Here is a 21,507-nt window from a genome sequence, read left to right as displayed (position 1 = left end):
ATTAAAACCCGCTTTCGCTCACCAGCTTTCGTATCAGCTCCGCTGCCGGCAGCTCGCGAATCAGGCTAACGCCCTGTCCGGCCCAGTGGGCGCCGAATTGACGATTTCCCTGCGCTTTTGCCGCCGATGCCAGCGCTTTACCGGCATCATAAGCTACGGGATAAGCCGGAACGAGATGCGGATCGTTTATTTCACGCCAGCCGTTAACCAGACATCTTGCCGGACGTCCGGAGATCGCCGAGGTTAAAACCGTTTGCCCGTCAGGCGCGCCTTTGATGGCCTCACGATAGCCGGCATCCGTGGACGATTCCGGGCAGAGCAGAAACGCCGTTCCCAGCTGCGCGCCGTCTGCGCCCAGGTTCATTACGCAGTTGATTCCTGCGCCGTCCATGATGCCGCCTGCCGCAATAATCGGTAGATCAGTATGCCGTCTCATCGCCTGAATCAGGGTAAAGGTGCTCATATGTCCGTCTGGCCCCAGGGGGTCAAAGATGCCGCGATGGCCGCCAGCCTCATAGCCCTGGGCAACCACCATATCGACTCCCCGCGCCTCGGCCAGCAGCGCCTCTGCCACGCTGGTCGCACTCGCCAGGGTAACGATACCCTTATCCCGCAGTCGGCGAAGCGTTTCACGATCCGGCACGCCAAAATGGAAGCTCACCGCCGCCGGGGCAAGATCGAGCAGCAGCTCGGCCATTCGCGGCTGCTGATTAAAACTGAGGTAGATTTCCGCCAGCGTCTCCGGCGGATGGCTGGCGAAGCGGGCAAATTCCGGGCGCAGCCGAGCCAGCCACCCGGCTTCACGCTGCCGATCCCTTACCGCTGGTGCGTGGCAAAACAGGTTGACGTTAAACGGACGGCTGGTTAAGCGACGGGTCTGGTTAATCAGCGCCTCAGCCTGCTCTATGGTTGACGACCCCAGCCCCAGCGAGCCGAGCGCGCCGGCGCCGCTGACCGCTGCCGCCAGTTCCGGCGTCGACACGCCAGCCATCGGCGCCTGAATAATGGGATAATCAATATCAAGCTGCTGCGTCAGCCGGTTTTTCATGGTTTGCCCTGTTAAATTTGTGCATTCGGGCCATTAAAATCTCTTTTAGAGATGATAAGATCAACATTATTTTCAATTTAAGAATAAAAATATGAACCACACCACATTAGAGATTTTTAAAACGGTGGCGGAAGAGCGCAGCGTGACTCGCGCGGCAAAACTGTTGGGACGGGCGCAGTCCAATATCACCACCCGCATTCACCAGTTGGAAGAGGAGCTGGGCGTTGAGCTGTTTGCTCGCGGCAATAAAAGGATGCTTCTGTCCCCCGCCGGCGAGCATTTTTTGGGCTACGCGCTGAGAATCCTCAGCCTGGCCGAGGAGGCCAGACAGGCGCTGCACCCGGCGACGCCGGGCGGTAATCTGCGCATGGGGGCGATGGACGCCACCGCCGCAAGCCGCCTGCCGCAGCTGCTTCCCCGCTTTCATGCTCAGTGCCCGGAGGTCAAACTGACCCTTAAGACCCAGCCAACCCGGCAACTTGCTCAACAAGTACTGGACGCCGAGCTCGATTGCGCGCTGGTGAGTCTGCCGCAGGGAGCGCCTCCGCCTGACGACCTGGAATTTGTCCCGATCTTTCAAGAACAGTTGATGCTGGTGCTTCAGGCTCACCCGCAACCTTTTCGTTTTGCCGCCTTTGCGGAGGGTTGTACCTACCGGGCGATGGGGGAAGCGTTTCTGGCGCAATCAGAGGAGGCGGAGATCGAGATCCAGGATGTCGGCTCCTACCACGCGATGCTCGCCTGCGTTGCCTCCGGCGGCTATGCCGGCATCGTGCCGCAGAGCGTGCTTGAGACTCTGACGCTGCCCGAAGCCAGCCAGCTGCAACCGGTTGGCCAGGCGATCACCCAGCTTATCTGGCGCAAAGGCTACGCCTCCCCGGCCCTTGAGAAGATGCGCCAACTCCTTGAATCAGCCTCCGACCTTTGAGGCTCGCCGCGCCCCCGCTGCCACCAGCGCAGCGGCAGCCAGCAGCGCTATAGCCGCCGCGCTGAGCGAAGGATTAAACGACCCGCTGCGGTCATACAGCGCCCCAGCAACCAGCGGGCCGACAATTTGCCCGATGCCGTAGGTTGCGGTCATAGCGGCAATCATATTGAACGAAACCAGATGATTCAGCCGCCGCCCCTGGGACAGCGCGATGGTCACGGTGCCCAAAAAGGTGCACCCCACCAGCAGCGCGCTCAATATGCAAAACGGCAACGTATGGCTCCACGCCGGAAGGATCACGCCAACGGCCTGGATCAGCAAATTAAGGGTAAACGCGCGGCGGTAGCCAAGCCTGATGACCAGCCGATGCCAGAGAAAACAGGAGGGGACGGCGGCAAGACCGAAGATGGCCCAGATCTGCACCGGATCGATAGCGTTCAGCGAACCGCTGAGAAACAGCGGGAGATAGGTGGCGGTAATAATGTAGCCGAAGCCGGCCAGGCCATAAATCAGCAGCAGTTTCCATGCCTCGCGCACCGGCCCCTCGGCCTGCTCATGCTGTGCGGTTGCTGCGGGTTGATAAGCGATAAGGTAGTCTGCGGGGCTCAGCAATAGACGCAGCGCGAGGATAAAAAGCACGCCGGCGCTTAGCGCACACATCAGCCAGATCTGCTGGCTGGAGAGCGCCAGCGCCTTCCCCAGGGAGATAAATTCCGCCGACAAAAATATGCCCATTCCGACGCCCGAAAAAAGCACCGGCGCACCGTTTGGGTGCTTCATATGCTGGAGCAGCCAGAGTGAGGCGGCAATCAGCGTCACCGCGCTTAATAATCCGGCAATACCGCGAACCGCGATAATCGCCAGTGGAGAAACTAAAACCGCCAGTAAAGCCAGGCACAGTAGCGTCAATAGCGCGGAAAGCAGGCTTAGCCATCTGGCGTCCGTGGGTCTGGCTTTCGCCAGCAGCAGCGCCCCCGCCAGATAACCGGCATAGTTTGCCGAAGCGGCGAGATTACCTTCGCGTAGCGTCAGTACCTGTTCATTAAGCATCAGCGGCAGGATCCCGGTATAGGCAAACCGGCCATAGCCCATACCGACGATCAGTACCACCGATCCGGCCAGCGCCAGCAGAAAGGCCTTCCACTCCGGCCTGAGTTGAAAAACGTTCACCCACTCCCCTCCATTATTATTCTCAAAAAGAGAATAATTTTTAATATTATTCTCTTTTCATTATGATTGCGGTTAACCCGACGCGCAAGCAACGCCACGCGACAACGCGCGGCCTCCAGGAGAAGAAATTTACGGCAAAGGTCGGTGGATGCTTCGGTGAGCAACGAAATGTGGGAGCGAGAAGCTGGGCATCCCTGCCCGGCAGGATTTAGCGGTGGCTAAAAGCCAACCTGGCAGCAAACAGCATAAAGAGGCCGCCGGTCGCGCGATCCATCCACCGAATGAACAGCGGCGTTTTTAATAGCCGAGCGGCAGAGCGGCTGGTCACAATCAGCGTTAATGACCAGATTGTGCCGATCGCCACATGAATGGCGACCAGCAGGAACGTCCAGGCGATGGGCGAGTGCCCTGCCGGAATAAACTGCGGCAGGAAAGAGACGTAAAAGATCCCCATTTTCGGATTGAGCACATTCCCCATCATCCCTTTTACAAACCAGTTACTTGCCGGGGCCGCCGCCCTGTCCTGATGAACCAAATGACGACGCGGCTTGAGAATTAACTGAATGCCCAGCCAGCATAAATAGACGGCCCCGCACCATTTGAGCAGGTCATACGCCAGTTCCGATGCCGCCAGCAGCGCCCCGAGACCGAAGGCGACTGCAGCTCCCCAGATAAAACATCCCGTATCAATACCCAACGCCGCCTGAAAGGCTTTTTTTCCGCCTTCAATGGTCGCGGTTCGTAAAATTAGCGCGGTATCCAGGCCTGGGGTAAGGGTGAGCAGCAGGGCAGCAAAAGAGTAAGCAAACAGGGAATCTGCAACGGACATTTTCTCTCTCCGAAAGCGAAGATTCTAGATAAAACACGCCTCTCAGACAACCCCAAAAATATCTTTTATCCCAAGCAAAGATACTTTTTTCTCACCGCATTAATACATTGATTTCTGCTGCATTGATGTCTTTCGTGAGGCGCAAAAAATGACGTAACGCTATCAAGGAGATCCAGGGCAATGACCAGTTTTGCTTTATCGTTTTCCGCAATCATTATTTTCTTTTGCTGGTCGGTTAGCACATTGATAAAATAAGTCGCTACATCCTTGGTGGCAATTTGTTCTGGGGTACAATTTTTAGTACAAATACCATATATCCCATCGAGAAAGTGCCCCCAGACTTCGTTCAATATCATTTCTTTTGAACAAATATCTTCATAGATAGAATCGTAAACACCTATTGACCGTAACCCAATAATGGTATTCATGTATCTATTCTTAAAATCCATTTCAATCAAGTCTTTCGAAAAATGATGATTTTTAATAAAAAAGCCCCATTCATCCAATTGGTCAGGGTACCATTTTGTTATTTTCCTGTACCGATGTTGACCAAAAAACGAGCTTATAGTCGTCTCTGTCTCGGTAACATAGGATGGCTTCGGAAATATCTTTTCATCCTGCCAGCCCCTGAGAGTTTCGATGGTGACGCCCATCTTTTTGACAAGCTTTTCTTCGTTAATATAAAATTCATTTAAATAATTTTCGCTCATGAAAATTCTTTCCCGGAAAAGATATATTAATAACCACGCGCTTCAAATTTTAAGATGTTTACCGCTGAATACTTCGCTGTTTAACGAAGTATGGTGGTTGAACACAGCTGGAGAGTTCAAGAAAAAGCTCTCCACGACAAACGATCGGCGTAAAAACGGATACAGTCACCCGACCACCTTTTATTAATACAGGTTCTTATGACTCTGAACGCTATGCGCATCGCCCGGCCGGTCACCGACCTTTCTTTGAGCAGCAGCATGTACTGCACGGGCCTTGGGCTGGAGCAGATCGCGCAGTTTGCCGATCACGCTGGCTTCAGCGGTGTCATGATCGGACGCGGCGATCTCGGCTGGCATCTTGAGTTCACCCTCTGTCACCATCACCCGGTGAAGCCCTCCCCGAGCGAGGAAGATTTGCTGGTGCTCTATTATCCACACACCGCCGAATGGCAGGAACGGTGCGAGAGAATGCTGACCGCCGGCTTTACACCGGTCAGCGCGTTTAATCCGTACTGGAATGTGCACGGCAAAACCTTTGTCGACAGCGACGGTTACCGGGTGGTGGTGCAAAACAGAAGCTGGCGGTAGCCGCTACTCCATCAGCCGGACGTCAGGATGGCGCGGGCTTGCGGCTTCATGAAAAATATCGCCCAGCCAGCCGGGAATTTCTGCTTCCGTGAGGTCATCCGGGATGATAACCCCATGCAGCGGCGAATATTTCCGTTCGTTGAGATCGACGCGGAAGAGTAACCATCGCCCGTCCCGACGCTGGACGCCAATGTGGCGTCCGAATACGTCATAAATCAACATTCCATCACCCTGCTGATCGGCGAAGTTGATGGGCGGCTAATACATTCCATTTGGCTTTCATGCTTTGCCCTCGCGCAGCCACGGGGTTACGGTAATCCCTGCCAACAGCCCTTCCGGGCTCAGCAACCGCGTGACGGTCTGTCCCCAGGGCTCCACGCGATTATCCACCAGCAGACGATAGCCTCTTGCCTTCAGCGCGTAGGTGGCGGTGTCGATATCGCGCACTTCAAACTCCACCCACGCCTGCGGCACCGGCAGATAGTCCGGCCAGAGATCCGAGTCAAAACAGGAGCGCGCCGCCTGAGCCAGCGGCCACAGCGCAAAATGTTTTACCCCATCGAGGGCATGCTGTTCGGTCAGCAAATACTCTTCGTTGCCGGGCATCGGTTTGAGCGGCAGGCCCAGCGCCGCCACATAAAATTCCCTGCTGGCTGGCGTTGATTGGGTGATCGGTCCAAAGCCCGCGACAAAAAGAACATCCATACCGTCTAAATCGTATTCCATACCCTCTCCTGTCAATATCCATGATGCGTTAACAAATTTTATACTCTGCTGCGCACGACTTGCCCAGATTGCTCTTCTCTCATTACTATTTTTAGTGAGTTTGCCTGAATCATTGAAAAAGCGCATGGTCTGCTCGTCGCGCCCGACGACGCTGCGCTATGCTTAGTCTCCCTTTGGTTTCCAGTACTTAGCGTTATGGCCACATCCGTCAGCACCACCCAGCTTAATCTGCGTATTATTTCTATCGTTGTCTTTACCTGTATCTGCTATCTCTCCATCGGTTTGCCGCTCGCCGTGCTGCCCGGCTATATCCATTATCAGCTTGGCTATAGCACCTTTATCGCCGGCGTGGTTATCAGCCTCCAGTACATTTCAACCTTGCTCAGCCGCCCGCATGCGGGCCGCTATACCGATATCTGGGGGCCGAAAAAAGTCGTCAGCCTGGGGATTATTTGCTGTCTGCTCAGCGGGCTCTTCACCCTGCTCGCGGTCTTGCTGCAATCTGCGCCGCCGCTGGCGGTTGCCGCGCTGTTGGTGGGGCGAATTTTCCTCGGCGTCGGGGAAAGCTTCACTGCCACCGGCGCGACCCTGTGGGGGATCAAAACCGTGGGCGCGATCCACACGTCGCGCGTGATCTCCTGGAACGGCGTGGCAACCTACGTGGCGATGGCGGTTGGCGCCCCGCTGGGCGTCATGCTCAACGGCTATTTTGGCATCAGCGGATTTGCAGCCGTCGTGGTGCTGGCTGCGGCGGTTGGCCTGCTCTATGCCCGTTCGCGCCAGGACGTCAGCGTGACGGCGGGAATCCGGGCACCGTTTCACGTGGTGGTACGCAAAATCTGGCCCTATGGGATGGGGCTGGCGCTGGGTACCGTCGGTTTTGGGGTTATCGCGACCTTTATTACCCTCTACTTTTCGGCTCATGGCTGGCAAGGCGCGGCGTTTACCCTGTCGCTATTCAGCATCGGTTTTATCTGCATTCGCCTGATTTTAGGTAACACCATTACCCGCTACGGCGGCGTGCCGGTATCGTTAATCTGTTTTGCGATCGAATGTCTCGGCCTGCTGATCATCTGGTATGCCTCCTCGGCATGGATAGCGGGTATTGGCGCCTTTCTCACCGGCTCGGGCTTTTCGCTGATCTTCCCGGCGCTTGGCGTGGAAGCGGTAAAACAGGTTGAAGAGCAGAATCAGGGCACCGCGCTGGGCACCTATTCGGCTTTTCTCGATCTGGCGCTGGGATTAACCGGACCGCTAGCCGGCTGGGTGGCAGGCTACTACGAGCTGGAGACTATTTATTTGTTGGCCGCAGCGGTGGTCGCGCTGGCATTTATCCTGGTTTTGCGCATTTACCTGCAACAACGCGCTGCTCTGCCGCGAACCTGAGGAATACTCTTCGCGCGACCCCTGACGCAAATATGGGTAAAAAAATAATCAATATTTGACTGCAATTCGGCTTCCGTGCCACCATCGCCCCGGCGCCCGGCAAGCGGCGCGATGGTGGCACGGGTGAATATCAGAGACCGCATGTTTAAGGTCCATGCCCGGCCGCAACCTGATTCTGGCGGGAATAAAAGACATGCACCAAAGTTTTAATCAGCGCGTTCATTTCTATTACTGCATTCTGGTGGCGCTGAAAATACACGCAAAATCGAAGAAATCGGGCGGTATCCGCGGGAAAAATAATTTCCTGCTCAAGTGGCTACGCAAAGCGCAGGACAACAATATCTTCCACCCGGATATCACCAGTGAGATCGAATGGCTGCGGGGCAAAATCATTCAGGCCGGCTACGATACCGACCTCGAGCCGATGCTGGACTTTGTCTACGCCACCGCCAAACGCGCGTCCGATCTCAAAAACGCCGACTGATTCACGTCTCAAAAACGCCGACTGATTCACGCCCGAGCCGCCTGGCCCGGGCGTTGCACTTTAGGGTTTGTTGCGGTGCGTCAGAAGATAGACCGCCGGGATCACCAGCATCGACAGCAGCGGCGCGGTGATCATCCCGCCGATCATCGGCGCGGCAATACGCTGCATCACTTCTGAACCTGTACCGCCACCCCACATAATCGGCAGCAGCCCGGCCATAATCGTCGCGACGGTCATTACTTTCGGGCGCACGCGCAGCACGGCTCCTTCGTGTATCGCTTCGTTGAGCGTCCGGTCATTAAGCTCACCGCGCCGCTTCGCGAGCGCCTGGTTTAAATAGAGCACCATAATTACCCCGAACTCCGCGGCCACGCCGGCAAGCGCAATAAAGCCAACGGCGGCGGCCACCGACAGGTTATAGCCCAGCAGCCAGAGCAACCAGACGCCGCCGATCAGCGAAAACGGCAACGTGCCCATAATCAACAGCGCATCTTTAACGCGACCGAAGGTGACGTAAAGCAGGATAAAGATAATCATCAGAGTAAACGGCAGTACGATTTTGAGCTTCGCGGTAGCGCGTTCCAGATACTCGTACTGCCCGGACCACGTCAGCGAGATGCCATCCGGCAGCCTGACCTGTTTGCTGACCTCGCGCTGCATTTCATCAACCGCGGATTTCAGATCGCGCCCGCGAATATCGACGTAGATCCAGTCCGACAGACGGGCGTTTTCGCTTTTTAGCATCGGCGGGCCATCGGTGATAGCAATATCCGCCAGCTCGGCGAGCGTCACCTGTGCCCCGCTGCTGGTTACCACCGGCAGATCGCGCAGCTTCTGCAGCGAGTCGCGCATTTCGCGCGGATAGCGCACGTTTATCGGATAGCGTTCACGCCCCTCGATAGTCTCGCCAATGTTATCGCCGCCCACCACGCTGGCGACCACCGACTGCAGCTCCTTCACCGACACGCCGTAGCGGGCGGCTTTCAGCCGATCGATAGCGATATCGATATAGCGACCGCCGTCGAGGCGTTCCGCCAGTGCCGAGGTCACACCCGGGACATGACGCACGATGCGCTCAATCTCCTCAGCGGTTTTTTCGATCTCCGCCAGATTGTTGCCGTTCACTTTGATGCCGACCGGGCTTTTAATGCCGGTCGCCAGCATATCCAGGCGATTGCGAATCGGCGGTACCCAGACGTTGGCGATGCCCGGCACTTTTACCGCACTGTCCAGTTCGCCGATCAGCTTATCCATGGTCATACCGGGCCGCCATTCGCTTTTCGGCTTGAACTGAATAGTGGTTTCCAGCATGGTCAGCGGCGCCGGATCGGTGGCGCTCTCCGCCCGACCGGCCTTGCCGAACACGCTTTGTACTTCAGGAATCGTCTTGATCAGACGGTCGGTCTGCTGCAGCAGGCGGGCGGCTTCGCGGCTGGAGATCCCCGGCAGCGTGGATGGCATATACAGCAGGTCGCCCTCGTCGATTTGCGGCAGGAATTCGCTGCCGAGCTGCGCCAGCGGCCATAGCGTAGCGACCAGCAGCAGGCACGCCGCCGCCAGCGTTGCCTTCGGCCACTGCAAGACCTTATCCAGCAGCGGCTCATAGGCGCGTATCAGCCAGCGGTTGAGCGGATTAGCGGCCTCATCAGGGATTTTGCCGCGAATAAAGTAGCCCATCAGCACCGGAACCAGGGTGATCCCAAGCCCGGCGGCCACCGCCATCGACCAGGTTTTGGTGAAAGCCAACGGCGAGAACATCTTGCCCTCCTGCGCCTGGAGGGTGAATACCGGAATAAACGACAGGGTAATGATCAGCAGGCTGCAAAACAGCGCGGGCCCCACCTCCGATGCCGCATGTAGGGCAATTTGCCAGTAGTCGGCGGAAGACGGCTGGCGCTCAGGATGCTCATACCGCCACTGCTCCAGCACCTTATGCATATTTTCAATCATTACGATTGCCGCATCGACCATGGCTCCGATGGCGATCGCAATTCCGCCAAGCGACATCATATTGGCGCTGACGCCCTGATAGTGCATCACGATAAATGCGCCGAGGATCCCCAGCGGCAGCGTGATCATCGCCACCAGCGCGCTGCGGAAATGGAACAGAAACAGCGAGCAGACCACCGCCACAACGATAAACTCTTCGATAAGCTTGTGGGTCAGGGTCTCGACTGAATTTTTAATCAGCTGCGAACGGTCATAAACCGGCACTATTTCTACCCCTGCTGGCAGGCTTTTTTGCACCTCAGCCAGTTTCGCCTTCACCGCATTAATGGTGGTCAGGGCATTTTTGCCCGAACGCATAATGATGATTCCCCCGGCCACTTCGCCTTCACCGTTGAGCTCGGCGACGCCGCGCCGGATCGCCGGCCCCCGGCGCACGCTGGCAACGTCGGACAGCAGCAACGGCACGCCGTCACGCGCAGCGATAACGACCTGCTTAAAGTCGTCGATGGACTTCAGATAGCCGGTGGTGCGCACCATATATTCAGCTTCACCCAGTTCCAGTACCGAGCCGCCGCCCTCCTGGTTGGCGCTCTGAATCGCGCTGATAACCTGTTCGTGGGTAACGTTCAGGGCCCGCAGGCGGTCAGGATTAAGGATCACCTGATACTCTTTGACCATTCCGCCGACGCTGGCGACCTCCGATACGTCCGGCACGGTTTTCAGTTCATATTTCAGGATCCAGTCCTGAATCGCTCGCAAATCCCCGAGGCTATGCTGACCGCTTTTATCGGTAAGCACATATTCAAACACCCAGCCAACGCCAGTAGCATCCGGCCCCAGCGAAGCTTTCGCTTCCGGCGGCAGGCTGCTCTGGATCTGGCTCAGGTACTCCAGCACGCGGGAGCGCGCCCAGTACGGATCGGTGCCATCATCAAACAGTACGTAAACGTAAGCATCGCCGAACATGGAAAAACCGCGCACGGTTTTCGCCCCCGGCACCGACAGCATGGTGGTGGTCAGCGGATAGGTCACCTGATCTTCGACAATTTGCGGCGCTTTTCCCGGATAGCTTACGCGAATAATCACCTGGGTATCGGAGAGATCCGGTAGCGCATCCAGCGGCGCCTGCTGTATCGACCAGACGCCCCAGGCGGCCATAATCAGCGACGCCAGCAGTACCAGCAGACGGTTGCGTAACGACCAGCGGATAACGGCGGCAATCATGGCTGCTCCTTAGCGCCGTTCATCGGCATCATCGAGGTGACTCGCGCTCCATCGTCGGTCAGGACGAAGCTAAACATAACCGACTCGCCGGGGCGCATCTGTCCCTGCTGCTGCGGCGTAATGGCAAAATCCATGATCATCGCCGGCCACTTCAGCGCCGGCACCGGCTGGTGAGCGATGGTCACCGCCCCATCGGTTACAGCTTTGATGTCCCCCTGCGTGGTATAGCTTTTTTCCTCCGGATCCTCCCCGGCCATTTGCGGCAGCGCGCTGCGCAGGCTCGCTTCGGAGTCAATCAGGAACTGTCCGGAGGTGACCACCTTCTGGCCCTCTTTGAGGCCGGATTTTATCTCGACCAGACCATTTTGCGTGCGCCCGACGATCGCTTCGACCGGACGGAAATGCCCCTCGCCATCGGCAATTAACACCCGATTGCTGCTACCCGTGGCAATCAATGCCTCTTCAGGGATGGTCAGAACGGCGCGCGCCTGATGCGCCTCGGCCAGCTGAACGTTCAGGTACATACCGGGTTTGAGCTGATGCTGCGGATTGTTCAAAACTACCCGGGCCTTTAAGGTGCGGGTGGTCGCTTCCAGATCGGGAAGTAGCTCGCGCACGGAGCCCTGAAAAACGCTCCCGGGCCAACTGCCGGTGGTCGCCGTCACCCGGCTACCCACGCGCAGCAGGCTGGCCTGGCTTTGCGGATAATCAATCACGACCCATACCGGGTCGAGGCGGGCCAGCTCGAACAGCGGCTGGGCTGGGGTGACCTGCGCGCCGGTGCGCACATCCAGCTTGCTGACATAACCATCGTGCGGCGCGCGTACCGTCATCCGGGTTTGCGGTTTCCCGCTGCGCTCAACGCTGCGGATAATCGCTTCCGGCATAAACTGCAGCTGCAGACGATCGCGAGCGGCGGCGGTCAGCCCGCTGTCGCCCAGCCGCCTCACCGCCAGATACTCCTGCTGCGCCGCCGCCCACTGCGGGATCCACAGTTCGGCCAGCGCCTCGTTCTTTTTCACAAACTGCTGAGAGGCGTTAACGTAGAGTTTCTCAATCAAGCCGTTGGCCAGCGCCGGCACCGTCTCGACGCCGCGTTCGTCCACGGCGACGGTAGCAAAAGCGTTAAGCTCCGGCGCCAGTGGCTGACGGGAAACGCTCGCCGTGCGTACGCCAAGATTTTGCTGCTGGCGGGTGCTAATCTTCACCCCTCCCGCATCATCGTCAGCCTCTTCATCGGCATAACGCGGAACCAGGTCCATATCCATAAACGGCGATTTGCCCGGTTTATCAAAACGGGTACCGGGGGCCATCGGGTCGTACCAGTAGAGCACTTTGCGTCCCGCAGCCGTTTCGGTTCCGCCCGGAGTGACAGTCGAGGCGTTCCGCGATCCCAGCCAGTATCCGCCCGCGGCGGCAAGAGCGACGGACAGCGCCACAAGGGTAAAAGCAGTTTTCAGCTTCATTATTTAACATCCTGTGGAATAAGGTAGCGAACGGCGGCCCACGCGTCAGCGAGCGCTTTCTCGGCGTTGTTGCTGGCGATTTCCCCGTTCAGCAGGTCGCGACGGGCGGCGAGCAGTTCAGGCAGCGCGGAGCTGCCGCCCCGATACTGGGCATTGACAAGACTCACCTTCTTGCGCAGCAGCGGCAGCACCTCGCTTTGCTGGCGATCGTAAATGGCTTTCGCGGCGTTATACTGCGCGATCAGCTGATACTGCTGCGCCTGATGCTCGCGCATCAATAAGGTCAACCGATCGTTGGCTTCATAGGTTCGGGAGACATCCGCAGCGTGGTCTTTATCCTGACGTTTACCCTGAAAAACCGGCAAATCGACGGTAAACATAACGCCGACCATGTCGTCATAGTCATCTCCGCGTCTGGCGTAATAGACCTCAACGCCTACGTCGGGGATCGCCGCCACTTCCGACTGCCCGGATTTTGCTTTAGCCAGATCAGCCTCACGCGCGGCCTGAATCACTTCTGGATGAAGTTTTATCCCCTCAATTAAGGTCGCTTCATCGGCAGGCAGGCGCTCAATGCGCGGCAGCGGGCCGGAAATAACGCGGATATCCTTACCGGTTAGCTGCATCAGACGCGCCTGAGCGATCTGCACATCGCGCCGGGCGTTATCTTGCTCATTTTTCATAGCATTGAGCGCCAGTTCGACGTCGAGCACGCTGCCGGGGGTAGCGCTGGCGCTGCTGACGGCCGCCTTATGCACGCCAATTTGCCGGGAGGTTTCGCTAATCAGCGCCTGTACCGAGCGCAGCGACTTCTGCGCTACCGCCAGCGCCAGCCATGCCTGAGCGGTTTCCCGCTGTAGCCTGGCGCGGATAACATCGGCGTTGGCGGCGGTTCGTCGCGCGTCGGCGGTTATCGAGTCGGCTTTGCGCTCGCGCTTGGTGCTGCTGACGTAGTCCTGCATTACGCCAATCCGCTGCATGGTCATGCCCTCGCGGGTCAGGCGGCTGGCGTTACTTCCCCCCAACGGGACGTTTTCAAGACCAAACTTAAGCTTCGGATCGGGAAGCTCCATGGCGGAATCCGCCATATTCTTCAAAGCGTTAACCTGATGATCGTTGGCGGAGAGCTCGGCAGAGTAGCTTTCCGCCGCCGACAGGGCCTCTGAGAGCGTCGTCGCCCAGCCGCTGGTGGACGTCAGCGACAGCAAGAGCGGCAGCCCGCAGGCCGCCTTAGTTAAGATGTGCATAATGACTCCGGAATTATTGCGCGGTAATCGAAACGAGCGCGTAGCCGGAGTCGGTCTGGCGGAAGGTGAAATCGACCTGCTGTCCCACCGGAAGCTTTTTATCTTGATGTCCATCGAGCGCAAAGCTCATCGTCATCGCCGGCCAGTTCAGCCCGAGAACCGGAGAATGGGCAATCACCACTGCATCGTCGCGCCAGGCTTTAATCACCCCGCTTGCCGAATAAAGCGCGGCGGTATTCTCGGACTTATTCATCCCCGGCATTTCCGCCATCGCGGACATATTATGCTGATGCATCGCGCCATCTTCCGCGCTGGCGGAAAATGCGGTGAAAGAAAAGGTCAGAACGCTGGTAAAAAGCAGAAAAATAGAGGTCGAACGCATAATTAATACTCCGAAAAAAAACATAAAGTCGCCCGCAGAACGGGCAGTTCTGATGGATGTTTTTTAACGGAGCGTTATTCTCTGAAACGGCAGAAACGTATTTCAGCCGGCGGACCGGTGACCGGCGGCGTGTGCCAGTCCATACGTTCAGCGCAAATCTCCTGCTGCGGCGAAACCACCAGCAGGGTGGTTTCGGTGGGCAATGCATTCAGCTGTAGAGAGGTGGAGGTATTAGGTTGCGCAGTGTCGGGGTCGCAGTGTTTCTCACAGATGACTTTCTGCCCGACGTTATCCATGCCGGACATGGTCATCATGCCATCAACGATGTGATGAATTTGCACCTGCGGCGTGACCGGCTGCTGCTGGCCGCCGTGGTGCGCCGCGACGGCAAGCTGTAGATTGAGTAGCAACCAACAGGCAATAACAAGCCCGGCGCGGATGCGAAGCCGGCGTCGGGTGGCTTGTTTGAATAATGCCTGTAGTGACTGAATCATAGTAATATTCGCAATAGGACGACCGCTGAATTAAAGCACACCCGCCCAAAGAATTAAACGCTATTACATAATTAAAACCGCGAGTTAAATAGAATGAAGTTTCTCGATAAATATTTACACGTCATCGCAAAATTAACCTTTGACCTTCCCCCAGGGGGAAGGTGTATAGCGCGGCGTCGATGTATTTAATAAATAGCCAAAGTGTTATTTATATGTAATCAGCAGCCATACACGTCATCCCTGATCCAGTACTAACGTATCGCCGGTCGCCGGGGCACCATCCGCCGATAACCACCAGCGTCCCCACGAACCGGTACAATGGCAGGCCATCACTTTCTCCACCTTCTGCTGGTGCAAAAATTGCCTTATCTGGCGTATTCTCCACGGAGGCGCGCGGCGCAGATGAAGTCCGCCGATGATGGCGTATATCTGCTGGACGCCGGTAACCTTCTGACAGTGGCGAAGGGTATTGATCAAGCCGCGATGTCCGCAGCCGCAAATAATGATTAAACCTCGCGTCGAGCGGTAAATCAGTACGCCCTCATCGGCAATATAATCCTCCGCTGGGGATGGCCCCGCCAGCACGCCATAGGCTCGCGGCCTGGCAACCGCGATCTCACCAGACCACATCAGCCGCTCGCTGATAGCCAGCGGCTGGCGGCTGTATTCCATGCGGTGGCGGGAATAGTCGATCTCTCGCGACAGCTTTTTGACCTTTACGCGATGCCCGCCGATCGATAACGCCGAATAGCGCGTTTGCCCGACCTGCGGATGGCAAATAATACGGCTATTGTCCGGCAGCCACGGCACGCCGCCGCAGTGGTCATAATGACCGTGAGAAAGTACCGTGGCGGTCAGGTTAGATAAAGAAACCCCCATGCGCTGCGCATTATGCAAAAAGCTGCCGTCAGGGCCGGTATCAAACAGAACCCGGCAGGTTTCATCCTCAACAACAAGGCTTAGCCCAGGTTTCACCTGCAACAGTTTATCCTTGTCCTTACCAAGCCGGTTCTCAAGTAACATCTTAATGATTAAAGCCATTTCATACCCATTGACCAGAGAATTGCGCGCATACTCTAGCCTGTTGTCTACATGAGTACCGTGACCCGCCCGGCACATGTAGAAGTGACAACGTCACAATATGACTCAGCCGAACTTGCTGCTTTGCCAGATGCGCATTGCCGTCTATGCTGTTGGACGAGTTTCTCGCAACCGGAGCGTACTATGGCAGACTGGAATCCCTCACTCTATTTGCAATTTGGCGCTGAGCGAACGCGGCCCGCCGCCGAGCTTCTTGCGCGCATTGCCCATTATCCCGTGACGCTGGCCGTTGATTTAGGCTGCGGGCCAGGCAACAGCACCGCTCTGCTGCAAGATGCCTGGCCGGACGCGACGATTATCGGCATTGATAATTCCCCGGCAATGCTGGAAGAAGCCTCACAAAGGTTGCCGGACTGTGGGTTCGTTGATGCGGATATTGCCGCTTATCGCCCGGAGCGTCCGGCGGATCTGATATACGCCAATGCTTCGCTGCAATGGCTCCCGGATCATCAGCGGCTGTTCCCTTTTCTGGTGAGCAATCTTGCAGAAAACGGCGTACTGGCGGTGCAGATGCCCGTTAACTGGCAGGAGCCGTCCCATACCCTGATGCGTCAGGTTGCAGAAGAGCTTGGGCACCCGGCCAGCGGACGGCATCCGCTGCCAGAGGTACAGGAGTATTATGATATGCTCACTGCCTGCGGCTGCGAGGTGGATATCTGGCGCACCACCTACTATCACCCGCTGGCATCGCATCAGGCCATTATCGAATGGCTGCAGTCAACGGGCCTGCGACCATTTTTACAGCCACTTGATGAGCTACAGCGCGCAGCGTTTCTCGAGCGCTATCTGGAAGAGTTGAAGCGGCACTATCCGTTACAGTGTAACGGAAAGGTATTGTTATTATTTCCGCGCCTGTTTATCGTCGCGCGCCGTTAGCCCGACGGCTGAAAGTAAAGGAATAAATGGAGTCAGAACGAGAATACTACGGCGTCAGGAGCGGGCGCCGTAGGGTCTGATTTACCAGGCAAGGTGATGAACCAGGGAGAGATCCCACGCGGTGGCCAACAGCGAAAGAAACATGATTAAATTCACCACCGTTTCTATGCGTTTTTCCATATTTGTTTCTCCTGAGCCGTTTCCCCTGTTTTACAGGGAAAAGCTTAACAACTTCTTAATCTCAGATTGTCAGAGCGTCACGCGGTAACGAACATAGTCATCGGCTGGCGTGAATTCATCATACAGACGCCGTGCCGGATTGTCGGTGCGAGTGTGCCAGTACAGGCGCGACCACCCTTTCTCTTTTCCTTCCGTTTGCAGCGCCTGTATTAAGGTTCTGGCGATGCCTTGCCCGCGCATCTGCGGGGCGACAAACAGATCTTCCAGATAGCAAATGGGCGTCTTAACCCATGTTCCTTCGTGGAGGATACAAATCGCAAAGCCCACCACATTGCCATCCACCACCGCGAAACGACCCAGCATCGGCGAAGCGGCATCGAGCATCCGCTGCCAGGTGTATTCTGTGACCTCCGTTGGCTGCGGGCTACCGTAGAAACGGGTATAACCCTGCCAAAGCGATAACCACTGTGCTTTATCCTGCCGATCGGGTTCGCGAATCTCAATGACCATGGGCCGACTCCTCGTTTGGATAAGGCATTATTTTCCGGTGCAATAATTAGTTCAAGCGCCCGGCACACAATTCATCTTTTTCTCTTAATTGCCCCACCTTTGTTGCCGGACCCATTTTGCACGATCTGCCAGACCTGCGTGAAAGAAAAAACTAAAAGTATGTTGTAACTAATTAAGGTTCAAAAATAACCCGGCGGTGGCCGGGTTGAAATTAATGCTAATTCTGCTCAGGCGTTGCGCCCGGATGACGAGCGGACGGCGGCTGGCAGCTTATCTGGCCAATAATCCGTCCTTATCTGCTCGTCGGGCGGCGCCCTGCGCTATATCAGCACAGCGGCTGAACGGCGACGCGCATGCCGTCGCGCAGAATCGCATCCAGATCCTGCGTCACCTGCTCGACCAGGCCTGAAACTTTGCTCAGGTCCTGCTCCCAGTGGGATTCAACGGACAGTACGGCTTTTACCAGCTCGCCGGTGGTGATTTGCGCATCCCGATGTTGAGCCCATAGCGCCTTGTAGCGTTCCATCCATTCAGCATCATCCTGAACCGGATAGCTCTCACCGTTACGTTCGCCGCGATAAAACGCGATCAGCGCTGCCAGTGCGAAGGTCAGGCGCGACGGGAGCTTGCCCTCTTTCTTCTGCGCCGCCAACAGCTGCGGCAGAATGCGGGTGCGATATTTGGTCATGCCATTAAGCGCGATAGACAACAGCTGATGCTTAATATACGGGTTGCGGAAACGGCCGGTGACCGCACTGGCGAAGGACTCCAGCTCATCGCGCGGCAGGTCGAGAACAGGAATGATCTCCTGGTAAATCGCTTTCTCAACGAAAGCGCAGATTTCCTTATCGTTCATCGCCTCGCCCACGGTATCGAGACCCGCCTGGAAGGCGACCGGCACCAGCGCGGTATGCGCGCCGTTAAGAATCGCCACTTTACGCTCTTTATACGGCTTAATATCGTCCACGATCAGGACGTTAAGCGGCAGCTTATCCAGACGCAGCTCTGCGGCCAGGGACTTCGGCCCCTGAATAACAAACAGGTAGAAATGTTCAGCGGTATCGAGGAAACCGTCTTTATACCCCAGCTGTTCTTCAATCTGCGCGGCTTCATCACGCGGATAGCCGGTCACTATACGGTCTACGAGCGTAGAACAGAAGGCGTTCGCCTCATCCAGCCAGGTGATAAATGCTTCCGGCAGCGCCCACTCCTGGGCATAGCGCAGCACCAGTTCACGCAGCGCCTCGCCATTGTAATCAATCAGCTCGCAGGGAATGATCACCCAACCTTTATCCGCCGCGCCGGAGAAGTGGCTGTAGCGTTCAAACAGCAGGCGAGTCAGTTTTGCCGGATAGCTTACCGCTGGCGCATCGTCAAAGCGGTCGCCGGCGTGGTAGCTGATCCCGGCCTCAGTGGTATTGGAAAACACAAAGCGCATATCCGGATTATGCGCCAGACGCAGCAGCTCCTCATAATCGGCATAGGCGCTGATTTCACGATTTACCGATCGAATCAGACGCGCATCGCTCACCGCTTCGCCCTTCTCATTCAGGCCGCGAACAATCGTGGTATAGAGGCCGTCCTGGGTGCTGAGAGACGGCGGGAATGCGCTCTCAATCGGACGCACGATCACCACGCCGGAATTCAGGTCGGTATGCTCGTTCAGCAGATCGATCTGCCAGTCGATAAACGCGCGCAGGAAGTTGCCTTCGCCAAACTGAATGATACGTTCAGGGTACTGCGCGCCCGGGAAATCGCGACGGTTTAGTGTTTTCACAATGGGTTCCCTCATAGAGTAGTCATACAACCTGAGTAATTGGTCCAATAAGTTATCAGGTTTTTAGCCAGGTGAAACCCCGTTTTGATCAAAGCTGTATGCAATATCAAATTTGTCGCCGAAATATTTCTCTCTGCACGACAAAACGGTGAACCGTTTGTACAGCGCTTAGTCGGGCAATAGTCGGAGCGAGGACGTGGCCGGGTAACGCGGCGAGGGAGACAAGCCCCGGCGGCTTATCAACTCAGCTGCCGGGGCGTGTGAATGAGGCAGGTTGCAGTATATGATGAGATTACAAAAGTTTATAGAACAGCGATGTCGCCGTCAGTTCGCCGTCCGGCATCAGCGCATAGCGAGGAATTTCCCCGGCCTTTTCCCAACCGCATTGCACGTAAAAATTCTCGGCTCCGCTGCCGGTCGCCGTATCCAGCACCAGAACGCTCTTGCCCTGCTCGCGCGCGATCGCTTCCAGCCTGGCCATCAGCGCATTCGCCAGGCCCAGGCGACGCGCATTTTGGTGAACCAGAAGTTTAGCGACGTCGGCGCGGTGCGGTTGGTTTTCCGGCTGGTCGATAATGAGCTGCACCGTGCCAACGAGCCGCTGCTGCTCATCCGCCGCGGCGATGACGACCCGCTCCCCGGCTGCCACGCTCTGCGCCATTCGCAGCCAGAACGCCGTCGCGGTTTCAGGGGCGAAAGGCAGCATAAAGCTCACCGAGGCCCCGCCGTTGACGCAGCTGACGAGGATATCGGTTAATTCAGGAAGATGTTCGAGAATATCGTCACGCGACAGCGTGCGCAGAGAAAAGGATGTGGTCATCGGTAACTCCTTGAAATTGACCACATCACTATATTTTTTAACTTATATTTAACACAAGTGAATCTATCATCGTATTTTCTTATCGTAGGATTCAGGCCATCTTTTGCGTAAAAATACGATTGCGCCCGGCATTTTTCGCCTGAATCATATAATCGTCGGCAGCCATCAGCAGCTGGTTGAACAGATCCGTAATTCTGGCGGCGCCAAGCGGCTGGCTCTCTAGCCCCATGCTGATGGTCAGCTGGATTTTGCTCTGTCCCCAGGTGAAGGTTTGCGCTTCAATACCCTGGCGAATTTTTTCTGCCAGCAGCTGCGCTTCCTGACCGGATGAGGTCAGCGCTGCGACGGCAAACTCTTCCCCGCCGATACGCGCGACCATGCCCTCTTCTCCCACCAGCTGCCGCACCTGCTGCGCAAACTGGGCCAGCATACAGTCGCCGCATTCATGTCCCCAGCGATCGTTGACCTGCTTGAAGCCGTCGATATCCAGCACCATCACCGTTAGCAGCGTATTTTCCGCGATCGGCTGGCGCTTCAGCGCTTCGCTTAACCCAGAGCGGGAATAGACCCGAGTCTGGAAGTCAAAGTCGGCACGCAGGGCCAGCTGTTTGACCAGATTATTAATCGCCTCAACGCTGGAAGCGACGATAACGGGGCTTATCAGCATCGCAGCGATCCCCAGACGCGTCGAAAACAGCTGCCACGGCTGCATCCGGCTATCGGGCGAAAGGTGGATAAGCGAGTTCGCCACCAGCAGAATTTCGCTAATGCCGGTAATAAAGGTCAGCAGACAGGTCAGCGGCAGCGGGTAGCGAATAGCGCACCAGATCAGCGCCGGTAACGGGAAGGTGATGCTCCCGGCGCCGCCAACCGCTACGCCGAGCACAATCGACAGCACCAGCGCAATCGCCGGCAGCAGCTGGCGCAGGCGAAAACGCCCGAACGCCGAAGGGAGCGTGAGGGTCAAGATAAACGGCAGGATCAGCACGGCGGTTGAGAACTGTTCGCTAAACCAGTCCGCCAGCTGTGGGATAAACGTTGCGCGCTCGACATCTACCGACCCCAGCGCGCCCACGGCGGCGCAGAGCAGCGCTGCCAGCAGGCAGTAGCAAAACAGGCTAAGCGCATTAATCGGTCCCGGCATCGAGTCCGTCCGGCGCTTGTCCCATAAAATGAGCTGCGCCAGAGTGACAATAAAAACGAGATTGGAGAAGTTGATCAGGAAGGAGGCGAAGCCCATCCCCCAGCGCGAGGTTAAACCGTCATATACCAGCATGGCGGCAAAACAGATGGCGTAAAAATAACTGCGATTTAGCCAGATATAACGCGCAAAAATCCCCGCCATTACCGCATTCAGCGGCCAGAAAAACGACAGTTCTTGTACCAGACGCAGCATCGCGCCAAAGAAATGCAGGAGTAGCGTTAAAGTGAACAACACCAGCGCATCACGCACGGGTTGTTCCTCACGAAACAGCGTGAATGACCGAATCGACAGTGGAGACATTCATGATTATCCGTCTAATTGTTTCAGGCAATTATTATGTTAATAATTAGTTAGCGGTTCATCATATCATGAGAATAATTATCAGGCATATACCGACGCCCGATGAA

21 protein-coding genes are annotated in these 21,507 nt (G+C 56.5%); 5 read left to right on the top strand and 16 right to left on the bottom strand.

The annotated features are described in order from the left end of the window. Position 1: 1 nt before the first annotated feature. Positions 2 to 1,048 (bottom strand): NAD(P)H-dependent flavin oxidoreductase, encoded by a 1,047-nt coding sequence (locus IAE27_RS04600; RefSeq protein WP_108703847.1) that lies wholly within the window; start codon positions 1,046 to 1,048, stop codon positions 2 to 4. Positions 1,049 to 1,139: 91 nt separating this feature from the next. On the opposite strand from IAE27_RS04600, the gene IAE27_RS04595 reads away from it, so the two are divergent. Next, the gene (locus tag IAE27_RS04595) at positions 1,140 to 1,976 is read left to right on the top strand and encodes a LysR family transcriptional regulator (RefSeq protein ID WP_004102273.1); all 837 of its coding nucleotides are present in this window, start codon (positions 1,140 to 1,142) and stop codon (positions 1,974 to 1,976) included. Here IAE27_RS04595 and IAE27_RS04590 read toward each other — a convergent pair. The 3 genes from IAE27_RS04590 to IAE27_RS04580 all read right to left on the bottom strand — a co-directional run bounded on the left by IAE27_RS04590 (position 1,959) and on the right by IAE27_RS04580 (position 4,685). Further along, positions 1,959 to 3,146 (bottom strand): YbfB/YjiJ family MFS transporter, encoded by a 1,188-nt coding sequence (locus IAE27_RS04590; RefSeq protein WP_108703848.1) that lies wholly within the window; start codon positions 3,144 to 3,146, stop codon positions 1,959 to 1,961. The two genes, IAE27_RS04595 and IAE27_RS04590, sit on opposite strands and share 18 nt — an antisense overlap. Positions 3,147 to 3,354: 208 nt before the next feature. Next, on the bottom strand, positions 3,355 to 3,975 hold the full coding sequence (locus tag IAE27_RS04585; protein WP_108703849.1) for a LysE family translocator: 621 nt from the start codon (positions 3,973 to 3,975) through the stop codon (positions 3,355 to 3,357). 65 nt (positions 3,976 to 4,040) lie between these two features. Then, a complete protein-coding gene (locus IAE27_RS04580; RefSeq protein ID WP_200092021.1) occupies positions 4,041 to 4,685 on the bottom strand; it encodes a DUF6058 family natural product biosynthesis protein in 645 nt (214 codons plus the stop codon). A 198-nt stretch (positions 4,686 to 4,883) separates the two neighbouring features. On the opposite strand from IAE27_RS04580, the gene IAE27_RS04575 reads away from it, so the two are divergent. Next, positions 4,884 to 5,273 carry a VOC family protein gene (locus IAE27_RS04575; RefSeq protein WP_070557655.1) on the top strand — a complete coding sequence of 130 codons (390 nt, stop codon included), beginning with the start codon at positions 4,884 to 4,886 and terminating at the stop codon, positions 5,271 to 5,273. 3 nt (positions 5,274 to 5,276) lie between these two features. On the opposite strand, the gene IAE27_RS04570 is transcribed toward IAE27_RS04575, so the two are convergent. Both IAE27_RS04570 and IAE27_RS04565 read right to left on the bottom strand, forming a co-directional pair. Next, positions 5,277 to 5,495 carry a hypothetical protein gene (locus tag IAE27_RS04570; protein ID WP_004113236.1) on the bottom strand — a complete coding sequence of 73 codons (219 nt, stop codon included), beginning with the start codon at positions 5,493 to 5,495 and terminating at the stop codon, positions 5,277 to 5,279. A gap of 57 nt (positions 5,496 to 5,552) precedes the next feature. Further along, the gene (locus IAE27_RS04565) at positions 5,553 to 5,999 is read right to left on the bottom strand and encodes a glyoxalase (protein ID WP_200092019.1); all 447 of its coding nucleotides are present in this window, start codon (positions 5,997 to 5,999) and stop codon (positions 5,553 to 5,555) included. A 195-nt stretch (positions 6,000 to 6,194) separates the two neighbouring features. Between IAE27_RS04565 and IAE27_RS04560 the strand changes: the two genes are divergently transcribed. Further along, positions 6,195 to 7,385 (top strand): MFS transporter, encoded by a 1,191-nt coding sequence (locus IAE27_RS04560; RefSeq protein WP_108703851.1) that lies wholly within the window; start codon positions 6,195 to 6,197, stop codon positions 7,383 to 7,385. A gap of 193 nt (positions 7,386 to 7,578) precedes the next feature. Beyond that, positions 7,579 to 7,869 carry a hypothetical protein gene (locus tag IAE27_RS04555; RefSeq protein WP_026055937.1) on the top strand — a complete coding sequence of 97 codons (291 nt, stop codon included), beginning with the start codon at positions 7,579 to 7,581 and terminating at the stop codon, positions 7,867 to 7,869. A 60-nt stretch (positions 7,870 to 7,929) separates the two neighbouring features. On the opposite strand, the gene IAE27_RS04550 is transcribed toward IAE27_RS04555, so the two are convergent. The 6 genes from IAE27_RS04550 to IAE27_RS04525 all read right to left on the bottom strand — a co-directional run bounded on the left by IAE27_RS04550 (position 7,930) and on the right by IAE27_RS04525 (position 15,673). After that, positions 7,930 to 11,043: an efflux RND transporter permease subunit gene (locus tag IAE27_RS04550; RefSeq protein WP_200092017.1), complete on the bottom strand. Its 3,114-nt coding sequence runs from the start codon at positions 11,041 to 11,043 to the stop codon at positions 7,930 to 7,932. Then, positions 11,040 to 12,509, bottom strand: a complete 1,470-nt coding sequence (locus tag IAE27_RS04545; protein WP_196550044.1) for an efflux RND transporter periplasmic adaptor subunit — start codon at positions 12,507 to 12,509, stop codon at positions 11,040 to 11,042. Before IAE27_RS04545 ends, IAE27_RS04550 begins: the two co-directional genes overlap by 4 nt. Then, positions 12,509 to 13,756: a TolC family protein gene (locus IAE27_RS04540; protein WP_004102293.1), complete on the bottom strand. Its 1,248-nt coding sequence runs from the start codon at positions 13,754 to 13,756 to the stop codon at positions 12,509 to 12,511. The genes IAE27_RS04545 and IAE27_RS04540 overlap by 1 nt, the downstream gene beginning before the upstream one ends. A gap of 13 nt (positions 13,757 to 13,769) precedes the next feature. After that, positions 13,770 to 14,138, bottom strand: a complete 369-nt coding sequence (locus IAE27_RS04535) for a copper-binding protein (RefSeq protein ID WP_200092112.1) — start codon at positions 14,136 to 14,138, stop codon at positions 13,770 to 13,772. Between the two features lie 74 nt (positions 14,139 to 14,212). Further along, complete coding sequence (locus tag IAE27_RS04530) at positions 14,213 to 14,632, bottom strand: hypothetical protein (RefSeq protein WP_070557659.1); 420 nt, start codon at positions 14,630 to 14,632, stop codon at positions 14,213 to 14,215. A 234-nt stretch (positions 14,633 to 14,866) separates the two neighbouring features. Continuing rightward, entirely contained in the window at positions 14,867 to 15,673 is an 807-nt protein-coding gene (locus IAE27_RS04525; protein WP_200092015.1) for an MBL fold metallo-hydrolase, read from the bottom strand. Positions 15,674 to 15,856: 183 nt separating this feature from the next. On the opposite strand from IAE27_RS04525, the gene tam reads away from it, so the two are divergent. After that, positions 15,857 to 16,609, top strand: a complete 753-nt coding sequence (gene tam, locus IAE27_RS04520) for a trans-aconitate 2-methyltransferase (RefSeq protein WP_142475072.1) — start codon at positions 15,857 to 15,859, stop codon at positions 16,607 to 16,609. A 249-nt stretch (positions 16,610 to 16,858) separates the two neighbouring features. On the opposite strand, the gene IAE27_RS04515 is transcribed toward tam, so the two are convergent. From IAE27_RS04515 to IAE27_RS04500, 4 genes are all read right to left on the bottom strand, one after another. Then, on the bottom strand, positions 16,859 to 17,299 hold the full coding sequence (locus IAE27_RS04515) for a GNAT family N-acetyltransferase (protein WP_004102305.1): 441 nt from the start codon (positions 17,297 to 17,299) through the stop codon (positions 16,859 to 16,861). Positions 17,300 to 17,624: 325 nt separating this feature from the next. After that, entirely contained in the window at positions 17,625 to 19,076 is a 1,452-nt protein-coding gene (locus IAE27_RS04510) for a tagaturonate reductase (RefSeq protein ID WP_200092013.1), read from the bottom strand. Positions 19,077 to 19,368: 292 nt separating this feature from the next. Further along, the gene (locus tag IAE27_RS04505; RefSeq protein WP_016808765.1) at positions 19,369 to 19,896 is read right to left on the bottom strand and encodes a GNAT family N-acetyltransferase; all 528 of its coding nucleotides are present in this window, start codon (positions 19,894 to 19,896) and stop codon (positions 19,369 to 19,371) included. A 91-nt stretch (positions 19,897 to 19,987) separates the two neighbouring features. Further along, positions 19,988 to 21,400: a GGDEF domain-containing protein gene (locus IAE27_RS04500; protein ID WP_016808766.1), complete on the bottom strand. Its 1,413-nt coding sequence runs from the start codon at positions 21,398 to 21,400 to the stop codon at positions 19,988 to 19,990. Positions 21,401 to 21,507: the final 107 nt, after the last annotated feature.

It is taken from the genome of Klebsiella sp. S69, from assembly GCF_016516145.1.
Taxonomy (GTDB): Bacteria; Pseudomonadota; Gammaproteobacteria; order Enterobacterales; family Enterobacteriaceae; genus Klebsiella; species Klebsiella oxytoca.
This window is presented reverse-complemented; position numbering and strand designations above follow the sequence as displayed.

Coding starts and splice junctions, on each gene's coding strand:
- IAE27_RS04525 (WP_200092015.1), bottom strand. CDS start 15,673: ATGGCTTTAATCATTAAGATGTTACTTGAGAACCGGCTTGGTAAGGAC.
- IAE27_RS04595 (WP_004102273.1), top strand. CDS start 1,140: ATGAACCACACCACATTAGAGATTTTTAAAACGGTGGCGGAAGAGCGC.
- IAE27_RS04560 (WP_108703851.1), top strand. CDS start 6,195: ATGGCCACATCCGTCAGCACCACCCAGCTTAATCTGCGTATTATTTCT.
- IAE27_RS04585 (WP_108703849.1), bottom strand. CDS start 3,975: ATGTCCGTTGCAGATTCCCTGTTTGCTTACTCTTTTGCTGCCCTGCTG.
- IAE27_RS04565 (WP_200092019.1), bottom strand. CDS start 5,999: ATGGAATACGATTTAGACGGTATGGATGTTCTTTTTGTCGCGGGCTTT.
- IAE27_RS04580 (WP_200092021.1), bottom strand. CDS start 4,685: ATGAGCGAAAATTATTTAAATGAATTTTATATTAACGAAGAAAAGCTT.
- IAE27_RS04555 (WP_026055937.1), top strand. CDS start 7,579: ATGCACCAAAGTTTTAATCAGCGCGTTCATTTCTATTACTGCATTCTG.
- IAE27_RS04570 (WP_004113236.1), bottom strand. CDS start 5,495: ATGTTGATTTATGACGTATTCGGACGCCACATTGGCGTCCAGCGTCGG.
- IAE27_RS04600 (WP_108703847.1), bottom strand. CDS start 1,048: ATGAAAAACCGGCTGACGCAGCAGCTTGATATTGATTATCCCATTATT.
- IAE27_RS04530 (WP_070557659.1), bottom strand. CDS start 14,632: ATGATTCAGTCACTACAGGCATTATTCAAACAAGCCACCCGACGCCGG.
- tam (WP_142475072.1), top strand. CDS start 15,857: ATGGCAGACTGGAATCCCTCACTCTATTTGCAATTTGGCGCTGAGCGA.
- IAE27_RS04505 (WP_016808765.1), bottom strand. CDS start 19,896: ATGACCACATCCTTTTCTCTGCGCACGCTGTCGCGTGACGATATTCTC.
- IAE27_RS04575 (WP_070557655.1), top strand. CDS start 4,884: ATGACTCTGAACGCTATGCGCATCGCCCGGCCGGTCACCGACCTTTCT.
- IAE27_RS04550 (WP_200092017.1), bottom strand. CDS start 11,043: ATGATTGCCGCCGTTATCCGCTGGTCGTTACGCAACCGTCTGCTGGTA.
- IAE27_RS04540 (WP_004102293.1), bottom strand. CDS start 13,756: ATGCACATCTTAACTAAGGCGGCCTGCGGGCTGCCGCTCTTGCTGTCG.
- IAE27_RS04545 (WP_196550044.1), bottom strand. CDS start 12,509: ATGAAGCTGAAAACTGCTTTTACCCTTGTGGCGCTGTCCGTCGCTCTT.
- IAE27_RS04500 (WP_016808766.1), bottom strand. CDS start 21,400: ATGTCTCCACTGTCGATTCGGTCATTCACGCTGTTTCGTGAGGAACAA.
- IAE27_RS04515 (WP_004102305.1), bottom strand. CDS start 17,299: ATGGTCATTGAGATTCGCGAACCCGATCGGCAGGATAAAGCACAGTGG.
- IAE27_RS04535 (WP_200092112.1), bottom strand. CDS start 14,138: ATGCGTTCGACCTCTATTTTTCTGCTTTTTACCAGCGTTCTGACCTTT.